At 61.3% G+C, this 19,642-nt stretch carries 18 protein-coding genes; 9 read left to right on the forward strand and 9 right to left on the reverse strand.

Going from position 1 to position 19,642, the window contains the following annotated elements:
- Positions 1–159: 159 nt before the first annotated feature.
- The 4 genes from ACGKZZ_RS14820 to ACGKZZ_RS14835 all read right to left on the reverse strand — a co-directional run bounded on the left by ACGKZZ_RS14820 (position 160) and on the right by ACGKZZ_RS14835 (position 4,192).
- A complete protein-coding gene (locus ACGKZZ_RS14820) occupies positions 160–954 on the reverse strand; it encodes a hypothetical protein (protein WP_411224363.1) in 795 nt (264 codons plus the stop codon).
- Between the two features lie 330 nt (positions 955–1,284).
- On the reverse strand, positions 1,285–2,643 hold the full coding sequence (locus ACGKZZ_RS14825) for a tyrosine-type recombinase/integrase (RefSeq protein WP_411224364.1): 1,359 nt from the start codon (positions 2,641–2,643) through the stop codon (positions 1,285–1,287).
- Between the two features lie 266 nt (positions 2,644–2,909).
- The gene (locus ACGKZZ_RS14830; protein WP_411224365.1) at positions 2,910–3,248 is read right to left on the reverse strand and encodes a hypothetical protein; all 339 of its coding nucleotides are present in this window, start codon (positions 3,246–3,248) and stop codon (positions 2,910–2,912) included.
- Positions 3,245–4,192: a DnaJ C-terminal domain-containing protein gene (locus ACGKZZ_RS14835; RefSeq protein WP_411224366.1), complete on the reverse strand. Its 948-nt coding sequence runs from the start codon at positions 4,190–4,192 to the stop codon at positions 3,245–3,247. Before ACGKZZ_RS14835 ends, ACGKZZ_RS14830 begins: the two co-directional genes overlap by 4 nt.
- A gap of 178 nt (positions 4,193–4,370) precedes the next feature.
- On the opposite strand from ACGKZZ_RS14835, the gene ACGKZZ_RS14840 reads away from it, so the two are divergent.
- Positions 4,371–6,326 carry an autotransporter domain-containing protein gene (locus ACGKZZ_RS14840; RefSeq protein ID WP_411224367.1) on the forward strand — a complete coding sequence of 652 codons (1,956 nt, stop codon included), beginning with the start codon at positions 4,371–4,373 and terminating at the stop codon, positions 6,324–6,326.
- Between the two features lie 34 nt (positions 6,327–6,360).
- Here the strand turns inward: ACGKZZ_RS14840 and ACGKZZ_RS14845 are convergent, their stop codons facing one another.
- Together ACGKZZ_RS14845 and ACGKZZ_RS14850 are read right to left on the reverse strand one after the other, a co-directional pair.
- Positions 6,361–7,134 (reverse strand): lipo-like protein, encoded by a 774-nt coding sequence (locus ACGKZZ_RS14845; protein WP_411224368.1) that lies wholly within the window; start codon positions 7,132–7,134, stop codon positions 6,361–6,363.
- Positions 7,135–7,276: 142 nt separating this feature from the next.
- Positions 7,277–7,846, reverse strand: coding sequence for a YcbK family protein (locus tag ACGKZZ_RS14850; RefSeq protein ID WP_411224369.1), 570 nt, complete (start codon positions 7,844–7,846; stop codon positions 7,277–7,279).
- Positions 7,847–8,193: 347 nt separating this feature from the next.
- Between ACGKZZ_RS14850 and ACGKZZ_RS14855 the strand changes: the two genes are divergently transcribed.
- The 8 genes from ACGKZZ_RS14855 to ACGKZZ_RS14890 all read left to right on the forward strand — a co-directional run bounded on the left by ACGKZZ_RS14855 (position 8,194) and on the right by ACGKZZ_RS14890 (position 16,677).
- Positions 8,194–9,804, forward strand: coding sequence for a L,D-transpeptidase family protein (locus tag ACGKZZ_RS14855; protein ID WP_411224370.1), 1,611 nt, complete (start codon positions 8,194–8,196; stop codon positions 9,802–9,804).
- Positions 9,805–9,833: 29 nt separating this feature from the next.
- Positions 9,834–10,925, forward strand: coding sequence for a UDP-3-O-(3-hydroxymyristoyl)glucosamine N-acyltransferase (lpxD, locus tag ACGKZZ_RS14860; protein WP_411224371.1), 1,092 nt, complete (start codon positions 9,834–9,836; stop codon positions 10,923–10,925).
- Positions 10,926–10,965: 40 nt separating this feature from the next.
- Entirely contained in the window at positions 10,966–11,226 is a 261-nt protein-coding gene (locus ACGKZZ_RS14865; RefSeq protein ID WP_411224372.1) for an acyl carrier protein, read from the forward strand.
- A gap of 6 nt (positions 11,227–11,232) precedes the next feature.
- Positions 11,233–12,441 (forward strand): beta-ketoacyl-[acyl-carrier-protein] synthase family protein, encoded by a 1,209-nt coding sequence (locus ACGKZZ_RS14870; RefSeq protein WP_411224373.1) that lies wholly within the window; start codon positions 11,233–11,235, stop codon positions 12,439–12,441.
- Positions 12,442–12,824: 383 nt separating this feature from the next.
- On the forward strand, positions 12,825–15,614 hold the full coding sequence (locus ACGKZZ_RS14875; RefSeq protein WP_411224374.1) for a glutamine-synthetase adenylyltransferase: 2,790 nt from the start codon (positions 12,825–12,827) through the stop codon (positions 15,612–15,614).
- 3 nt (positions 15,615–15,617) lie between these two features.
- On the forward strand, positions 15,618–15,881 hold the full coding sequence (locus tag ACGKZZ_RS14880; protein WP_411224375.1) for a hypothetical protein: 264 nt from the start codon (positions 15,618–15,620) through the stop codon (positions 15,879–15,881).
- A 134-nt stretch (positions 15,882–16,015) separates the two neighbouring features.
- Positions 16,016–16,270, forward strand: a complete 255-nt coding sequence (locus tag ACGKZZ_RS14885; protein ID WP_411224376.1) for a hypothetical protein — start codon at positions 16,016–16,018, stop codon at positions 16,268–16,270.
- A 65-nt stretch (positions 16,271–16,335) separates the two neighbouring features.
- The gene (locus tag ACGKZZ_RS14890; RefSeq protein ID WP_411224377.1) at positions 16,336–16,677 is read left to right on the forward strand and encodes a hypothetical protein; all 342 of its coding nucleotides are present in this window, start codon (positions 16,336–16,338) and stop codon (positions 16,675–16,677) included.
- A 101-nt stretch (positions 16,678–16,778) separates the two neighbouring features.
- Here the strand turns inward: ACGKZZ_RS14890 and ACGKZZ_RS14895 are convergent, their stop codons facing one another.
- The 3 genes from ACGKZZ_RS14895 to ACGKZZ_RS14905 all read right to left on the reverse strand — a co-directional run bounded on the left by ACGKZZ_RS14895 (position 16,779) and on the right by ACGKZZ_RS14905 (position 19,630).
- Entirely contained in the window at positions 16,779–17,285 is a 507-nt protein-coding gene (locus ACGKZZ_RS14895; RefSeq protein WP_411224378.1) for a bactofilin family protein, read from the reverse strand.
- Positions 17,275–18,588 carry a DUF5930 domain-containing protein gene (locus ACGKZZ_RS14900; RefSeq protein ID WP_411224379.1) on the reverse strand — a complete coding sequence of 438 codons (1,314 nt, stop codon included), beginning with the start codon at positions 18,586–18,588 and terminating at the stop codon, positions 17,275–17,277. Before ACGKZZ_RS14900 ends, ACGKZZ_RS14895 begins: the two co-directional genes overlap by 11 nt.
- Positions 18,589–18,799: 211 nt before the next feature.
- Positions 18,800–19,630: a ferritin-like domain-containing protein gene (locus ACGKZZ_RS14905; RefSeq protein ID WP_411224380.1), complete on the reverse strand. Its 831-nt coding sequence runs from the start codon at positions 19,628–19,630 to the stop codon at positions 18,800–18,802.
- Positions 19,631–19,642 lie beyond the last annotated feature (12 nt).

A 19,642-nucleotide genomic window follows, 5' to 3' on the forward strand; every position in this document is an offset into this window, starting at 1 on the left:
CTTCGTTCATAGCCGCCTCAGATTGTGCCTCCTCGATGCAAACTTTCCAAACCTGTGCCTGCGATTCCTTAGGGCAGGTAATCAAAAACAATGCTGTGAAAGCAAGATGACGCAGCCTAATCCTCTTGCTGATCAACAATTCAATACTCCGATTTGCGATTAACGTAGGCGCCTGAATGCTTCGGGAAGTCTCTCTTTTGGAGAATACTTGACACGGAATTGAAGAAGTGGATTCCCTGGCTCATAGTGTGGATCCCTAATCAATACACTGAAAAAACAAGCTGGATACTGGTCAGACTGTTCCTCTGCTCCGCAGGTCGTGTTCGCACCCGAGCGTATCTTGAGGGACCCAACTTCACCAATTGGTGAGTTCAAACTTATTTCCACAATTCTCGTCGAATCTGTTGCGTCAATTCCACCTACTGACAAGTTGACATTTCGCGCGCGGAGCACAGAATTTATTATTACTATTCGATAATTGTCGTCTCTTGGGTGGAACACAAGATCCGGATTTTCGCCTGCGGCTACCATCGTGCGAATGAATTCGGCTGCGGCGGTTAGCGTCTCTGAGTAGTTCTCACGGCTGGCTCCGACAACGGAATAAGTCGATTGTGCTGCGATCGATGCTTCGATAACCGCCTCTTGGCCAGATAATTCTGATGGAATCCCGGTTATGTTTAGACCGGAGACACCTGTTGAAGACTGACGTCCTGCTACAGTTGCAGGGCTCTTTGACGTTAGCGGGATTTGTAACGTTGTAACCGGTTCGAGTTCGTTGTTTTGAATGTCCCACACAAACATTTGCCCCGGTGAAAGAAATCCCGCGTTTTGAGTGCCAAAACCGCCGGCGTTTGAGTAACGGAAGTCAGTTGTAACGACTGGAATCGTCCCACCAACAGGACCAAAGCAACCTGCGAGTCCAAAAAGAAGAAGTATCAGGACGGAACAGCGCATCAGAGTTTCCTAAGCCGATTGCTATGTCATAGTATCAGAAGGCCCACTCCATGTTAAGTTGCATCGATTTTGGAGGATCGGGCAGAAACCGAAGGCGTCAGAGACGTTTGGGCCGTTTGTGTGTGCGGATCATGTGCAAAGGGCGTGTCGGCGGGTTCCTCTGCAGGCGACAAAGCCGAAAATCGCGTAACCCGCACCTTTTCACGCCGCGCCTGCCAATTCTACGCCGCAACCCGCGGGACCACCCTCTCGACCAGCCGCGAAAATCGTGAGTTGCGAGCCCCCGCAACTAACGGTGGCTGCGATGTGTTCGCAACCCTCGGCGCAGAATCAACGACCCGCTTCACGATATTCAAGCAGCCGTGGCTTTGGCGCAGGCCGCGACTCGATCAACATGTGTTCGATCGCCGACCGTCGAGACTCGCGGTCAAGCGTGTAGGTGTTCCGTCGGAATTCGACGCCTTCCAGCAAGGCTTTCAGATACCCGGCGACCGTGTCGGCCGCCATGATCAGCGTCGAGTCGAGCGTGTGCACGTACCGGCTCGTGACGGAGCCTTTCGCGTGGCCGATCAGGGCAGCGATCGTGATCTCGGTGAAGCCGAGGTCATTCGCGATGCTCGCGAAGCTGTGCCGCAGGACATGCGGTGTCACATCCCAGAGCGGCGTGTCAGTCAGGAGTTTCTTCCAGCTTTGGGGAAAGTTACCCACCGCGTTGTCGATGCCTTGGCCGGGAAAGACATAGGTGCCGGTTCGCGTTGAGCGCTTGCTTTCCAGGTACTCGATCACGGGAAGCCCGATGGGACGCACCGACGCGCCTTCCTTGCTGTCGATCAGCCGCAGGCAACTCCCTTCGATATCGACCTCGCTCCATCTGAGATTGATGATCTCGCCGCGTCGGCAGCCGGTCACGGCGAGGATCCAAAGGATCTCTGCGTGCAGGCGATAGTGGTCGCTCGTCTGCGCCTGTCGCAAGATGCCGCCTAGGATCCGGTACTCCGCTTCGCTCAGCCGGCGGTCGCGCACCTGGTACTTCGGCTTGCGCAATCCATGGGTCGGATTGTGATCGATCACACCGGATTCGACCGCGTAGGAGAATATGCCGCCAAGCAGCCCCATGGTGCGGATGGCCGTGCCGCGACCACCGCGAACGATGGCCTTGCCGCGCAGCTTCTCCGTCTTCATCACGACGCGCGTCTTGCCCGCGATAATATCCTTCATCAGGTTGTTCATGTCTGGCTTGGTGATGTCGCGGACCCGTCGGGTGCCGAGCAGGGGGATGATGTGCCGGCGAATGCGGCCCACATCAATCTCGATCGTCGAGGCCTTTTTGGGGCGACCGCCTTTGCCCATGATCAGGCCGGCCTCCATATCCTCGATATACTGCTCGCAGAGTTGCTTGACCGTCAGCGCCTTGCGCTCCTCGTCGCGTTCCTCGGCCGGATCGTTGCCCCTGGCGACGCGGCTTAGCAGAGCTTTCGCCTCACGTCGTGCTGTCTCGGGCGTCCAGACACCGTGAAGGCCGATCGTGTAGCGGCGGGACCGACCCCGTGCGCGGTACTGGACGATGTAGCTGCGCTTGCCGGAGGGATAGACGCGGAGCCCGAAGCCCGGCAGCTCGTCATCCCAGATCGCTTGGCTTTTGGCCGCCGGTTCGACCGCTTCGACAAATCGTTTCGTGAGCTTCGGCATGCTCCTGATCCTCGCCTGCGCCCGGTTTCGAGTAAGCACCACGCAAGCACGCGGACGGAAAACAAGGCGTATTTTCGGATAGAGCTTTCGGAGCGGCGTTTCAGAATGTCTATATAATTCGGATGGTTATCGCGCTCTGGCGGGCTCTGTCGTACATTTCGGAAAGGCCATTAGGCCAGCTCCGAAGGCAGAGGCCAGAGGTTCGAATCCTCTCGGGTGCGCCACTCTCCTGTATGTCCACTTTCGATGAAAACCCGCCCTCCCGTTCAGGTCGGCCCGGTGTCGAGCAGTCTCTGGGACAGGCGCAACTTGATCTCCGCAGGTTCGGCGCCGATGGCCTGCACGATGCGATCGAGCCGTCCATGCGCGCCGTGCAATTGGTCGAGCAGCGACATGATGATGACGAGCGCATCCTCGTTGACCTCGAAATCGTCGGTCAATTCGCACAGCAGGGTGATGCGGCGCATGTCGATCGTGCGGTAGCGGGGGCCGTCGCGCGTGGTCACCGGAGTGACGATGCGCAGCTGTTCGAAATGACGAAGACGCTCGCGGGTCAGAGGCGCGATGCGCTCGATCAGGTCTTCGGGGGCAAAAACGTCGGTCATGCTGTCTCCTTTCCGCCGCGCGGGTCATAGGCGTGGTCTTTGCGCCAGCTTTCCATGAAGCGTTTCAGATCGTCATCCACCCGGGGCGGCGACACGATGCGCAGGGTGACGCGGTGATCGCCCTTGCCCGAACGGGTTTCGACACCGCGCCCCTTCAGGCGCAGCATCTGACCAGAACTCGCGCCCGCAGGCACACTCATGTTGACGGCACCGCTCAGGGTCTCGACCCGAACCTTGCCGCCCAGGATGGCCTCGTCGATCGAGATCGGAACTGTGGACAGGATGTCGTTGCCGTCCCGCTCGAAATCGGGGTGCGGGCTCACATCAAGCGTGATGTAGGCGTCGCCAGCCGGACCCGCGCCATAGCCCGGCTCCCCCTTGCCGCGCAGACGCAAGGTCTGACCGTCGCGTGCGCCCTTGGGGATCGTGACCTCGAGCGCGGAGCCATCGGGCAGCGTGATGCGGGTCTTCGCGCCGCGTGCGGCATCCAGAAACGGCACCGCAAGCCGGTACTGGACGTCATGGCCGGGAAAATCGCCCGCAGCACCGCTGAAGCCGCCACCGGCCCCACCGCCGCGTCCGCGGGCGAATTGGGCGAAGAAATCATCGGCATCGAACCCGTCTCCGAACGGATTTCCGCCGGGCGGCGCGCCGCGCTGGGTATAGGGGTTTTCCGGTCGCCGCGCCTCTTGGCGGTAGTACCCGCGCGGCGCTTGTTCGGCCCCCGTCGCGTCAATTTCTCCGGCGTCAAAACGGCGGCGCTGTTCGGGATCCTTGAGCAAATCATGCGCCCGTCCCGCCGCCTTGAACCGCGCTTCGGCGCCCGGATCGTCCGGGTTGAGGTCGGGATGATCGGTGCGCGCGATCTTGCGATAGGCTTTCTTGATCTCATCCGCCGTGGCGTCTTTGGTCAGGCCGAGGGCGGCATAGGGGTCTTGTGTCATGTCTGGCTCCGCAATCTGGTATCAATCTATGATATGCGCGCGTGATTGCAACGCGCTGGCGCACCTTGGATTTTTGCGGCGCGATCTACACATTTGCGTTGACTCCCCCAACGTCACTTCTCTTTCCTGTGATCCAAGCACAACGGCTGCCACACGCCGCCACCGGGGAGGACCATCAATGACATTCAAGACACTCGCATGGGCGAGCACAATCCTGACAAGCGCGGCGGCGATGGGTCAGGCGGACGAGCTGCGCTTTGATGACGTCTACATCATCGGCGATTCCCTGAGCGACGCAGGCACCTATTCGCAATCGGTGTTTGCGGCCGGCCTCGGGGCTTTGCCCGATATCGATTACAAGTTCCTGACCAACGCGCCTGACGGATCATCGCTGACCTATGGCGAGGTGCTGGGCCGGGAACTGGGGCTTTCGCTTGGCCCGAACACATATTCTGCCGTGCCGGTGGCCGGAGTGTCCGAAAAGTCGCCCGGCGGCACGATCTACGCCGAGGGCGGAGCGCGGGTGAGCGACCCCAACGGCACCTCGTTCGATCCGTCACTTGGCGTGACCACGCGCTCCCTGACCGAACAGGTCGATCGCCTGTTGGCCGACCGACCGGAGTTTGACGAGAACGATCTGCTGATCCTGTGGGGCGGCGCGAACGACGTCTTTGCCCAGGCCGACGCGGTTGGATCGGGCACTATCTCTGCACAGCAGGCCGCCGCGAACATGGCGCAGGCCGCCACAGACATCACCGGGCTGGTGGACCGCGTCAAGAACGCCGGGGCGGAATCGGTGATCGTGGTCACCGTGCCCGACATCGGCACAACGCCGTTTGGCCTCAGCCTTGGCCCGCAAGGCGCAGGGCTGCAAACGGCGCTGGTGGATGCGTTCAACACCACGCTGCTGTCGCAGATCGGTGACCGCGCGGTTGTTGTCGATGCGGGCAAACTGCTGAGTACGGTGCAGGACGATCCGGTAAAATACGGCTTTACCGCGCCAAACGCCGCCACTGTTCCGGCCTGTCCCGAAAGTGCGCTTGGTTGTCTTCAGGGTATTAATGCCAGCGCTGACAGCGAAGACCGCATCTTTGCGGATGGCGTCCATCCCACAACGTCAGCACACGCGCTGTTCGGCGAGGCGGCCTTCGCCGGGCTTCAGGCCGCGACCCAGACCGGCATCATTGCCGTGTCGGCCATGACCGCGCTGCGCCAGCACGGGCTGTCTATCGAGAACCGGATGAACCCGACCGTCCTGCGCACCACCAACGAAGACGGAACCGCGCGCAGGCGCACCGTCGGAGAGGTCGACGTCTATGCCAGCCTCGATGTCGGCAGGTTCGAGGCGGATGCCCAACAGGTGACACCGGGGCTTGAAGGCAACACGCGCGTGCTCAAGGCCGGAGCCGACATCGCAGTCGCCCCCAATGCCACCATCGGCGCAGGCATCAGCCTTGATTACGGCGAGGTCGATTTCGACAACGATGCCGGCGGGTTCGACACTGACCTGCTGATCGGTGTTGTCTTCGGGCAGGTCGCGCTGTCGCCAAACTATTACCTCAACGCGGCGTTCGGCGGCGGCCGGATCAATGTCGATGACATCACCCGCAGCTTTGACCTGGGCGCGGCGCGGGAACGCTACACCGCCGACACCGAGGGTGATTACCGCTTTGCCCGCATCGGCGGCGGCGGATTGTTCGCACTCAATCCAGAGGTCAGGCTCAACCCGTTTGCGCATTACACCTGGGAGAAGGTCTCGATCGACGGCTTCACCGAGTCGAACGGCGCGGCAAGCCTCTCGTTCGGCGACAGCGAGTACGAATCAAGCCGCCTGACGGCTGGTCTGTCGGCGATCTTCACTCCGCAAAACATGGATGGCTGGGCCTTCAACCTGCGCGGATCGGTGGAGCATGACTTCAACGACGACCCGCTGAAAGTCTCGCTTGGCCCGAATGAAGACGTGCTTGGCACCGTGTCAGCGCCGCGCCCGGATCAGACATGGGGCTATGTCTCTGGCTCCGTCGTCAAGGATTTCGGCTCGGGCGCGTTTCTCAGCCTGACCGGCGCAAGCTCTGTCGGGCTTGACGGATCACGCGGCTTTACCGGCGCGGTGACGTACAAGATGACGTTCTAGGCCGCATCGCTTTGAATTCGGTCCTGGGCAGGGTTCACCTGTCCCAGACCAGTTGATGAAAATTGAACCCCTCTTCAAGCGTCGGTTTGATCACCGCGAAATAGGGCGAAAGATCGAAATCTCGCGGCGCGAAAAGCGATTTGTCACGGATATGGTAAACCTCGCGGCGGGCGGCCGTGTCGGCTGCGTCAATGACAGTGATATCCGGCAGGATCGGGTATTTGACCGTCTGAAACGCCTGCGCAATCAACGACGAACAGATCGCCCGCGTCGGATCTCCCGATCCCGCAGACAGCATCCTGCGCCGCCACCGCGCGGGCAGTGGTGGAGTGGGAAAGAAATAACGCAGCAAATCAAAGATATTGCGCAGATCGTATTGCACCCCGATCTTGCCGATCATGAAATCAAGCAACGCCGCTTTTTCCGCGTCGCTGATCGCGCTGGCGCGGCAGATGCGAAGATTGAAGCCCTCGTATTTGCCCAGAGGAGAGGCCACGCATCCTTCGTGCATGTTCACCTCGATCAGTCGCGGACGTTCGGAGCCGTCCCGAGGTTCGGGCAAGGCGTCGCCGACGAAGAATGCAGCGTGCGACCAGGTGGATTGCGTGAGGTATTTGATCGCGTCGGAGATGCGCTCGTTTCCCTCGACGAGTAAAATATCGCATGGCTGCAGGGTCGCGCATATGTCGTGAAAATCGCAATGTGCGCGTGGTTTGTAATTAGGGTTTTGCGCATGCAACTTGCCAGCCATGACGCGACCAAGCCGGTCAAGCAGGGTGTTGCAGGACTCACGAACGTTCCAGGACATGAAACTGAGTTTACAGACACGGAAGGATTTTCAATATCATTTTGATCGCGGTCGCGTTTTCCATCCGCACCCTGCGTCCTGGCCCCAAACGCGAAAAAGCCGCCCTGAAGGCGGCCTCTTCACGTTGGTCTGCTAGTTGAACCTACCGGCCCCAGGCGCGAACCGGGCCGCAATCCATGTGTACGAAGTTGGAATTGGAGTAGCGCCCGACACCCCCCGCCTTGCAGGCTGCGGCCGCACGGGCCATCTGGTTGACCGAGCGCGCATTCATGCGCAGATCGGCGGCCTGGCCCTTGAGGTGAAGCGAGTTCTTGGCAACGCCCGAGCCGCGGCTGCGCAGCATGTTGTTGGTCTTGGGGCTGCGATACCCGCTGAGCAGCATATAGGGTTCGTTCGATTCCATCAGACTATGCGCGGCGGCCATGATGTCGATGGTGCGCAGGTCGATGTACTTCACGTCATTGGTGCGCCAGTCGCGCATGAAATGGTGCACTTCGCGCACCGCGTCCTCGATATAGTTGCCTTCGATCCAGTAGATCATGTCGATCCGTTCGCCGGTGCGCCCCGAATACATCTTGATCCGTCTGATATCCCCACCGCCGCGCAGGAACCCTGCTGCGTTTGAATAGGTGGGGGTTGCTGCGAGTGCTGTGGCTGCAAATGCGCCAAGCAGTCCACGGCGCGTCATGCCGCCAGATGCGATTTCCGTCATTGTGAAGTGCCTGTCCCGTGTTCACTTTGCTGGTGAGTGACCCACGACGTTGCGCGGGTTCTGCCGAATGCCTTGTGATGTTGCAGACTATTACACAGCACGAATCCCAAAAAAACCTAAAGTTCCCAAATTTAATTTTGCTCAAGCATTTTCGGCAAAAAACTGCTTAAACGCGCGAACTGTGGTAAAGTTCCTCGGTCCTGTGGCAGCGGTGCATCATTACCGCAAGATGCTGGAAAGTTGGTAAAAAACCATTTTGTGAATGGACAGTGTGCAGCCGCACCACGAACCATGGGAAAAACGGCGCTCCTCGTTGTGAGGCAGCGCGGACTTGAGGAGAGCGATTGATGACCCACCGGATGCTTCTGCGCAGCGTAGCGATTCTCGCGATCTGCGCGGCCGGATACACCGCGCCCACCGCGGCCGGTGCGGTACAGGTCACTGCATTCCAGCAGGCGGTCGCCGAAAATGTCTCACGCGACAGCCAGGTGGCTGCCTTTTACCGCGACCGCGGCTTCGCGCCGATCTGGACCGGGGGCACTCAGGAGGATCTGGAGCGGCGCACCGCCTTGCTCGAAGCGCTGAGCAGCGCGCGCCATCACGGATTGCCCGCCGACAGGTACAAGCCGGAAACGCTCCTGTCGCGCATGGCGTCGGTGCGTTCGGGCTATGACCGGGGTGAAATGGAAGTGGCGCTGACGGAACTCTATCTGCGGTTCGCGCGCGATCTGCAAACCGGCATCATCGACGAGCCGCGCAGCGTGCGCCGCGCAATCGTGCGCGACGTGCCACGGCGCGATGCGCAATACTATCTGTCCGGCCTGATGTCGGAGTCACCCGGCGCCTTCATCGCGCAACTGGCGCCGAAATCGCACGAATACGCCCGGCTGATGAAGGCCAAGATGCGCCTTGAACACCGTATCGCACATGGCGGATGGGGCGCGCCGGTGCCGATGGGAAAGCTTGAACCCGGCCAGACCGGAGCGGGCGTAATTGCTTTGCGCAACCGCCTGATCGCGATGGGTTATCTGGAGCGCACCGTGTCGGCCCGCTATGACGCGCCGATCATCGAGGCCGTGCAGCAGTTTCAGGACAGGCACGGCCTGGTGATCGACGGCATTGCCGGCAGTTCCACCATCGAAGAGATCAACGTGACGCCGCAAGAGCGTCTGAAATCCGTCATGGTCGCGATGGAGCGCGAGCGCTGGATCAACAAACCCGAAGGGCTGGGGCAGCGTCACATCCTGGTCAACATCACCGATTTCACCGCCCGCATCTTTGATGACGGTAAGCTCACCTTTGAGACCCGCTCGGTTGTCGGCCATCAGGATTTCGACCGCCAGACGCCGGAATTTTCCGACGAGATGGACCACATGGTCATCAACCCGAGCTGGTATGTGCCGCGGTCCATCGTGGTCGGGGAATACCTGCCCAAGCTGCGCGCCAATCCCGGCGCGCTGTCCCATATGGAGATCACCGACAGCCGGGGCCGCGTCGTCAGCCGCAACCGCAGCTTTGCCGGCTACACCGCCCGCAACTTCCCGTTCTCGATGCGCCAGCAGCCCGGACCGCGAAACGCGCTGGGCACGGTCAAGTTCATGTTTCCCAACAAGTACAACATCTATCTTCATGATACGCCGTCCAAAAGCCTGTTCGACCGAAGCGTGCGGGCCTTCAGCCACGGCTGTGTCCGGCTAAGCGATCCGCATGATTTCGCCCATGCGCTGCTGGCATTGCAGACCGACGATCCCGAAGGGCTGTTCAACCGCTATCTGCGCACCGGGCGTGAAACCCGCGTCAACCTTGAAACGCCCATCCCCGTGCACCTGATCTACCGCACGGCGTTTACGTCGCCGAAAGGCGATGTTCAGTACCGCCGCGACATCTACGGACGCGACGATGCGATCTGGAATGCGCTCAGCGCGGCAGGGGTGGAGATCAGCGGAATTCAAAGCTAAACCTCTTGCCAGTCAGGCCGGAGGTGCGAATGCCATTTACCATCGCTGAGATTGCCCAAGCCCTGGGCGTGCGCGCCGAGGGTGATACGGGTGTCATCGTCACTTCGGTTGCGGAACCCGCCGATGCTTCGGCGGATGATCTCGCGCTGGCGATGAAGTCGGAATTTGCCGAACAGCTGGCACAGGGGGCGGCGCGGGCCGCCATGCTCTGGGATGGCGCGGATTGGCAGGGTCTGGGTTTGAAGGCAGCGTTGCTGGCGCCGCGTCCGCGGTACGCAATGGCCGGGCTGACCGCGATACTGGACGCGGGCCCGCATTACCGGCCGGGCGTACACCCCACCGCGCTGATCGACCCCGAAGCGCGGCTTGACGATGATGTGTCGATCGGACCCTACACCGTGGTCAACGCCGGTGCGACGCTGGGTGCAGGCACGATGATCGGTGCAAACGTGTTCATAGGCCACGGATCGACGATCGGTCCGAACGCCCTGATCCACCCTGGCGTCCGCATTGGCCACAACGTCCGCATCGGCGCGCGTTTCATCGCCCATTTCGGCGCAACGGTCGGGGCCGACGGGTTCTCTTTCGTGACGCCCGAACCCTCGGCCGCTGAGAATGTGCGCGACACGCTGGGCGATCAACGGGACGCACAAGGCCAAAGCTATGCCCGCATCCACTCGCTGGGCGGCGTGGTCATCGGTGACGATGTGGAGCTTGGTGCCAATTCCTGCATCGACCGCGGCACCGTGCGCGACACGCGGATCGGCAATGGCTGCAAGTTCGACAATCTGGCGCAGGTCGGCCACAACGTCGTCATCGGCAACGACTGTCTGATCTGCGCGCAAGTCGGCATCGCCGGATCGACCCGCATCGGCAACAACGTGGTTCTGGGCGGCCAGACCGGTGTCAGCGACAACCTGTTCATCGGCAACAACGTCATCACCGGCGGCGCCACCAAGGTGCTGTCGAACGTACCGTCGGGCCGCGTGATGCTGGGCTATCCGGCGATGAAAATGGACCGCCAGCTTGAGCTTTACAAACAGTTGCGCCGACTGCCGCGGCTGTTGGCTGACGTGGCGATGCTTAAGAAAGCGGTTTCAAAGACAGATGCGACAGACTAGATCACGCCACACGAGCAAACCGTCTGGCGAGGATAAGGAAATGAGTGTCGAAGACCGGGTCATTCGCATCATCGCGGATCAAGCGATGATCCCGCCATCCGATATCGTCCTGACCGACACCATGTCCGATCTCGGTGTCGACAGCATGGGTCTGGTCGAGTGCATCTTCGCGCTTGAAGAAGAGTTCGACATCGACGTGCCCTTCAACGCCAATGAGCCGGCCAAAAGCGATTTCGACATTTCGTCGGTCAGAACCGTGGTGGCGGGAGTCGAACGTCTTATCGCCCAGCAGCACGGATGATCTGACATGCCGCGCGTCGTCATCACCGGGGCAGGGACGGTCAACGCGCTGGGGTTGAACGTGCCAGACACGCTTGAGGCGATGCGCGAAGGGCGTTGCGGCATCGGTCAACTGGCGTTCCGCGACGTGGAGCGCCTGTCGATCCAGATCGGCGCGCAGGTGCATGATTTTCAGGGCGAGGCGTATTTCAACCGTCAGCAACTGTCGCTCTATGACCGCTTTACCCAATTCACCCTGATCGCCGCGCGCGAGGCACTGGCGCAGTCGGGACTTGCGTTTACCGGCGACCTCGCGGCGCGATCCGGTGTCATTCTGGGCAATTCGGGTGGCGGCATGACGACGCTCGACGACAATTACCGCGCGGTTTACGAAGACGGCAAGAACCGCGTGCATCCCTTTGTCGTGCCCAAGCTGATGAACAACGCCGCCGCGTCCCATGTGTCGATGGAGTTCAACCTCAAGGGGCCGTCTTTTACCGTCTCCACCGCCTGCGCCTCAAGCAACCACGCCATGAGCCAGGCGTTCCAGATGGTGCATGGCGGGCTGGCGCCGGTGATGATCACCGGCGGGTCGGAATCCATGCTGTGCTTTGGTGGCGTCAAGGCGTGGGAAGGCTTGCGCGTCATGTCAAAGGACGCCTGCCGTCCGTTTTCAGCCAACCGCAACGGCATGGTTCAGGGCGAAGGGGCTGGCGTCTTCGTATTCGAGGATTACGAGCACGCACGCGCAAGGGGCGCGGAAATTCTGGCCGAAGTGGTGGGCTTTGCGATGACCTCCGATGCCTCTGACATCGTCACCCCATCAAAGAACGGCGCCGCGCGCGCAATGGCGGGCGCTCTGGCTGATGCGCGACTCAACCCCGAGGACGTGGGCTATATCAACGCCCACGGCACCGGCACCGCGGCAAATGACAAGACTGAATGCGCCGCCGTGGCGGATGTGTTCGGCGCCCATGCCGACAAGCTGATGATGTCGTCCACCAAGTCGATGCACGGCCATTGCATCGGTGGCACCGGAGCGGTCGAATTGCTGGCCTGCATCATGGCGGTGCGTGACGGAGTGATCGCCCCCACGATCAGCTACCAGGAACCCGACCCCGAATGCGCGCTCGACGTGGTGCCGAACGAGGCACGCGACGCCAAGGTCAAGGTAGCGCTTTCCAACGCCTTTGCCTTTGGCGGGCTCAACGCGGTTCTGGCGTTGCGTGCAGTGTGACGCGCATTTCGAAATGCCTTCCCCGCGCAACGCCCGCCCTGTTTCCCTAGCCTTAACACCCGACGCCGATGCTTCCCCCACGGTGCGCACCGAGCGGGCAGGGGGGTCTCCCTGTCTGCGACACGATGAACTGACACTTCTCTCACACGCCGAAAGGCCGACCATGAGAGACCGGTCTGAACAGGCTTCGGTATCCCCGGAGTACAGGTCCCGGATTGAATTCCGGATCGTGAGAGAACGGTCAGTCCCGACAGGGCGGCGCCGCTTTTCGTTCAAATCCCGTCATCGACAGATGGCGACACGCATAAAAACCCTCGCCGGATCACTGCCGCGCGGGGGCCTGACCCATTGCACTTCCGACCAACCCATGCCCATCTAGCGGCATGGATTTCGCCCGACGCATCACCCGCCTGCCGCACGCTTTTGACCCCGATCAGGGCGCCGATGGTCTGGCCGCAACGCCTTGGGCAAGTGGCGATATCGCCAAGCTGATCGAGGGCACCGCCGGATGCAGCCCCTATCTCAAGTCGCTGATCGAAAAGGAAAGCGACTGGCTGCAAGAGGCGCTTGACGCCCCCGACGTAGCTTTGCCAAAGGTCGCCGAAACGCTGCGCGGCACCGCCCCCGACGCGCTTGCGTCAAAGCTGCGCGAAGGCAAGCGCCGCGTTGCGATTCTGACTGGGGTGGCCGATCTGGCCGGCGTCTGGCCGCTCGAAACCGTGACGCAAGCGCTGACGGACTTTGCCGATCTGTCAGTCAGTCTTGCCCTGCGCGCCACCATCGGCGCTGAAATCAAACGCGGCAAGCTTCCCGGCCAGAGCGAGGACGATATTGATCAGGCAGGCGGCATGGTGGTGCTGGCGATGGGCAAGATGGGGGCCGGTGAACTGAATTACAGCTCGGACGTGGACCTGATCTGCCTGTTCGATGAAACCCGGTTCGATCCAGACGACTATCACGACGCCCGTGCCAGCTTCGTGCGCGCCACGCGCAAGATGTGCGCGATGCTCAGCGACCTGACCGGCGAAGGCTATGTCTTTCGCACTGATCTGCGCCTGCGCCCCGATCCATCCGTCACGCCCGTCTGCATCGCGATGGAAACCGCCGAGCGCTACTACGAAAGTCTGGGCCGCACATGGGAACGCGCCGCCTATATCAAGGCCCGCCCCTGCGCCGGAGATATCGCCGCCGGTGACGGATTTCTTGACACGCTGACGCCGTTTGTCTGGCGCAAGCATCTTGATTTCGCCGCCATTCAGGATGCCCATGACATGGTTCAGCGCATCCGCGATCACAAGGGGCTCGGCGGTGCGGTCACCCTGGCCGGCCACAACATGAAACTGGGGCGCGGCGGCATTCGCGAGATCGAGTTCTTCACCCAGACCCGCCAGATCATCGCCGGCGGACGCGACCCCGATCTGCGGGTGCGCGGCACCGTTGCGGGGCTTGCGGCGCTGGTCGAAAAGGGCTGGGCCGAGGCGGATGTGGCCGAAAAGCTGACCTCTCACTACCGTGCCCACCGCGAGGTGGAGCACCGGTTGCAGATGATCCGCGATGCGCAGACGCATGACCTGCCGCAATCCCCGCAGGGGTTCGACCGGCTCGCCGCGTTCATGGGCACCGACCGCGCGACATTGCAAAAACAGTTGAACGACCGGCTGGAAGAGGTGCACGAACTGACCGAAGGCTTCTATGGCAGCGATACCCCGCGCTCTGCCGCCGATGTGCCCGAAGACCTCGCCAATTCCGAAATCGTCGGCCGTTGGCGCACCTATCCGGCGCTGCGATCGGCGCGCGGCAGCGGCATTTTCAAACGTCTCCAGCCCGAGATTCTCAGCCGCCTTGCCAAAACCGCGCATCCGCATGACGCGCTGTCGGCGTTTGATGGATTCCTCAAGGGTCTGCCGGCCGGAGTGCAGGTGTTTTCGCTTTTCGAGGCGAACCCCCAGCTGATCGACATGCTGGTGGACATCGTCGGTGTCTCGCCCGAACTGGCCCGCTACCTGTCGCGCAATGCCGCGGTGTTCGATGCGGTGATCGGCGGCGATTTCTTTGCCGTCTGGCCGGGGCAGGCGGCCTTGCAGGCGGCGCTGGACGAGACGTTGGAACGCGAGGCCGATTACGAGGACAAGCTCAACGCGACCCGGCGATGGGGCAAGGAGTGGCACTTCAGAACAGGCGTGCATCTGCTGCGCGGCCTGATCGACGCAGAAGAAGCGGGCCGCCAATACGCGGCTTTGGCCGATCTGACGCTAGGCGCGCTGATGCCGGTGGTGCTGGGTGAGTTTGCCCGCAAGCACGGCGCGCGCCCTGGCAACGGCGCAGTCGTGCTCGGCATGGGCAGTCTCGGCTCCAAACGGCTGCACTCACGCTCTGATCTCGATCTGATCGTGATCTATGACCCGGCCGATGCCGAAACTTCCGAAGGCCGCCGCCCACTTGCGCCGCGCCCCTATTACGCGCGTCTGACACAGGCGTTGATTACCGCGATGACCGTGCCGATGGCCGAGGGGCGGCTTTACGAGATCGACATGCGCTTGCGCCCCTCCGGCAATCAGGGGCCGGTCGCCACCAGCCTGGCCTCGTTCCGCAATTACCAGATGAACGAGGCGTGGCTCTGGGAACACCTTGCCATGACGCGCGCGCGGGTGGTGGCCGGACCGCAAGACGTGAGCGACGCGGTGCGCGCGGTTCAAGCCGACGTCATGTCGATCCCGCGCGACCGCGCCACGGTGCTGCGCGACGTGGCGATGATGCGCAACCGGATCGCGGCCGCGAAAGGTGACGGCGATGTGTGGGATCCGAAACTCGGCCAGGGACGGATGCAGGACATTGAGCTGATCGCGCAAGCCGCCGCCGTTCTGGCCGCGCATCCGGCAGATTCGGTTCCCGACGCCCTGTTGAACGAGGCCGCCCAACGCTGGCTTGGCAAGGACGACGCGCAGCACCTGAGCGACACCTACCAGCTGTGCTGGGCGCTCCAGATCGGTGCGCGTCTGATTTCCGCCGACACGTTGACCCCCAAGGACGACACCAGCCCCGGATCGGTGTTCCTCTGCCGGATCACCGGCACGTACGACATCGAAGATCTGAAACAGACGCTGGCCCGCAAAACCAGCCGCGCCGCCGAGATCATCAACGCGGTCCTCCCCGATGTCGATCAGGAAAGGTAGGCCGTGCGCAAAGGCGATTCCACAGATCCCAAGGGCCTCATCGCCGACGCGTTCAAGATGGACGGCATCACTTACGAGGAATGTCGCTCGATCTTCCTCGACTGGGCGCTCTCGGTGCCGATGGACGCCGACAGCCCGGCGCTGATCGAGAGACTCCTGGCGCGGCAGCCGCGCGCTGACCACCCGATGCGGCGGGTGCTCGAGGAAGGGCTGGCATCGGCCAAAACACCGATCAGGCGCGGTGGCTGGAAAGGCCGACGGAGTTAGCAAATCATTTCCCGAGGCGGCAAGGGGCCGAAACAGGCTCCACGAACATTGAAATGTCGTTCAGTACCACATAGTTAATGTCATCACGCAGAGGTCGGGCTGATGTGTGCGAACCTTGTGATATTGGATAATCCATGAAGATTTTATCCGGCCTTTTGGCCGCCGTGTTGGGCTTTTTCGTCGGCGTCGCAATCCTGAGTTTCTCGGGAAAACCGTCGAATGACCCGGTAAGCCTCAATCCAGTGGACGCGCTATCAACCTACTTCTTTTCTTTCTCCTGGGTTGGCGGCGTGTTCGGCACCATCCTTGGCGCGGTGCTTCTTTTGGCCTATCTGGCGCTTTGGTTTTACGTCGGTGTCAGGATATACGCATGGTTGTCCAAAGCCTAAGCAGCGGGACGATCCGCTCTCATTGGGCCGCACAACACGCGTGAGTTCGACACAATCAAAGGAGCGTGGCCATCCCGACGCATATCAGTTTCCCGCGCCCGCGCGACAACGAGCCATTCGCCTGGGGTCTGTCCGGCCCCGAACCTGTCGAGATTTGGGAGCGGTTTTCCCCGGCATATGAAGCCCAGTTGGAAAGGTTGGTCTCAACTTTGCGCGAGATGGGTTTCAGCCCGGCAATCGGTGGCGCGGGCTCGGAGGATGGGGAATATGTTCGCGCGGAATACCGGGACAACAGCCGCATCGTGTTTTTCTACCATCTCGAAGATCCCGCCGATGCAAAGTTCCTGTTGTCTCTTGATGAGGAATCGTTGCGTGACTGGATCGTCAGGTCTTGGATGGGCGGATAGCCCCAATCGCCCAAACTGCGGCATGTCGCGAGCTGCAATTGGCCGCAGAACGAAAAAAGGCCACCCAAGGGCGGCCTGTCTTCTTCTGCGATGTCCGAGGGTCAGCCCGCCGAGGTGTTCGCCGGAGCCGGTGTCGGCAGCGGTTTGGCCTTCCCGCCATTCAGAGGATCGTCCTGGCGCTGCACGGACCCTTCGAAATGTGCCCCTGATTCGATCGCGATGGTCTTGTGAATGATGTCACCCTCAACCCGCGCGGTCGCGGTCAGGCGGACTTTCAAACCGCGCACGCGGCCAACCACACGGCCATTGACGACGACATCGTCCGCCACCACTTCGCCCTTGATCGTGGCGCTTTCGCCAACGGTCAGAAGATGCGCGCGGATATCGCCCTCGACGGTGCCTTCGACATTGATGTCGCCGGTCGTCTTGAGATTGCCGGTGATGTGCAGGTCGCTCGACAGGGTCGATGCAGCAGGCTTGGCTTTCGGCGCGGACGCCTTGAAATCCGATGCGCCCGAGGGGCGGGATGTGTCAGGCATGGCCGGCTTCGGCGCGCTACCCTCGTCGGCCTTGTGGCCGGGCTCGTTTATCTTGCTTTTAGAAAACATCGTTTGCAGCCTTGATGTAGATCATGGGGTTGACGGGTTTGCCGCCGACACGAACCTCGTAATGTAGATGGGTGCCGGTCGAACGTCCAGTGTTGCCCATAGCAGAGATCTTATCCCCGCGCGAGACCCTTTGGCCCTTCTCGACGTAGAGTTTCGAGTTGTGCGCATAGCGCGTTTCGATGCCGAATTCATGCTGGATCTTGACCAGCCTACCATATCCTGACTGCCAACCCGCCCATGTCACCACACCGTCCGCGGTGGCATAGATCGGCGTGCCATGCGCGCCTGCAAAGTCGGTGCCTGCGTGCAGGCGGCCCCAGCGATAGCCGAATCCCGATGTAAAGCGGAACGAATCCTTGATCGGCATCGCGAAGGGCGCTTTCTGCGCGGCGATGCGATAGAGGTTCAGCTTGTCCATCTGGTTGAGCAGCCGGTTCGCGCGCAGCACATCGCCGGAGGGTTCCTCGCCACGGGTAGAGAACACCAGAGGCATCAACGGGCCACCTTGCCCGGAATAGCCGCTGCGCACCTTGTTCAAAATCTTGTCGGGATTCATGCCCGCCGCTTCGAACATCTTGTCGAGCGGTTTGACCGACACCGTCATCGCCTCTTCCAGCTGGCGGAAGATGGTGTCGTTCTTCTCCTGCATCAGCTTGATCTCGGTTGCCATCTCGTCTGCGGCAACCAGGGCGTCCTGCGCGTCGGCGACCACTTGGTCGCGTTCTTCAGCGGTGCGGGCGAGCGCGGCGGACAGGAAATCGAGTGTCGTCGTATCAAGAGCGCCCGAGGAGGCCAGCGCGCTGCTGCCCTCTTCGATGTCGCCGCGCAGTCCGGCCAGTTCGGTGCGCACATCCTCGCGCCCCCGGATGGCATCGCGCAGCTTCAACTGCACCGCCTCGAGCCCGGTCTCCAGCTCGACGCCGCGCGTTTCGGCATCCAGCAGCTTTGACTGCATCACCGATACCTGCTCAAGCGCACTGTTGAAGCGCTCTTGGGCGGCGACGGCCTCGGCCGCGCGGGTGTTGCGTTCCTGTGAAAGGATATTGAGCCGCAGTTGATAGGTCTCGAGGTCGCGCCGGGCCTGTTCGCGGAAATTCCCCGAGCCGATGGAATCCATCAGCAACACAGCGGTGGCGATGATGCTCCAGGCCAGAACCAGCGACGCGCCGCCAAAGGCCAAAGCCTGCGTGCCGGATTTCAGTCGGATGAACCTTGTGTCGGTGTCGGATCGCAAAAACAGGCGGCGTTCCGGAAAAAATCGTTCGAGTATGCCATGCAGTTTAATCGCAAGTCGTGTGCGCACCTGTATGTTCCTCTGTCCCGTCCCTCTATCGCGCCTCGAAGTTCTTGTAGTCCCGACTTCGGGCGCGCATCGGTTATGGCTCTATCGTCACATTCAGAAAATCGCAACATTTTTGACCTTGTGATTCTATATGCCGCGCGGCCTGCCGCCGAATGAGCAACATTTCGCCGATTTTCCCGTGGTTTAACCTGACGTCAACTTGCGCGCGGCCTCATCCGGTCTCCGTCACGTGCTCTGTAAACGGCCAATAGAAATCCGGCGGCAATCCCGCCTCGGCGCGCTTTTCTTCGTTGAAAGGGGGCTTTAACGCGCCTTTGAAGTATTTTCGCACCAATGCGTGAAAGGCATCTTTCGGGTCCATCTCGTGACGGCCACACAGGAAGTGAAACCACTTCGAGCCATAGGCGACATGACCGACTTCCTCGCCATAGATGATCTCCAGGGCCTCGATCGCACGGGTGTCCTTCGCCTTTCGGAAAATCTCGATCATTCCGGGGGTTACGTCCAACCCGCGTGCTTCGAGCACCATCGGAACAACCGCCAGACGGCCCATGAAATCGTCTGCCGTATCCTCGGCGGCGCGCCACATGCCGGCATGGGCGGGAAGCGCGCCGTAATGGCTTCCGGCGTCTTCAAGACAATCGCACATCAGGTTGAAATGTTTGGATTCCTCGTCCGCGGCCTTGACCCAGTCATCATAGAACCCGAGCGGCATTTTCACATGCGCAAAGCGCGCGATGATGTCCCAGTGAAGATCGACCGCGTTCAATTCGATATGCGCCACGGCATGCAGCAACGCGATGCGCCCCTGCGGTGTGCCGGGCTTGCGCTTTGGCACATCGCGCGGGTTCAGCAAGGCAGGCGCGTCGGGCCGCGCCGGGCGCAGCGGCGGGGCGGCCTGTCCGATCCCGATCGGGCTTTGCGCATCGCGCGCGGCGAACCAGCGCGCGGCGTAACCGCGCGACTTCGCCGCCTTTTCCCGCCCGTCCGCCGTGGTCAGCACATCGACGGCCATTTCGCTCAGTGACATTGCATCAGCCATGACCCTGCTATC

Source organism: Marivita sp. S2033, assembly GCF_046592965.1.
Taxonomy (GTDB): Bacteria; Pseudomonadota; Alphaproteobacteria; order Rhodobacterales; family Rhodobacteraceae; genus Marivita.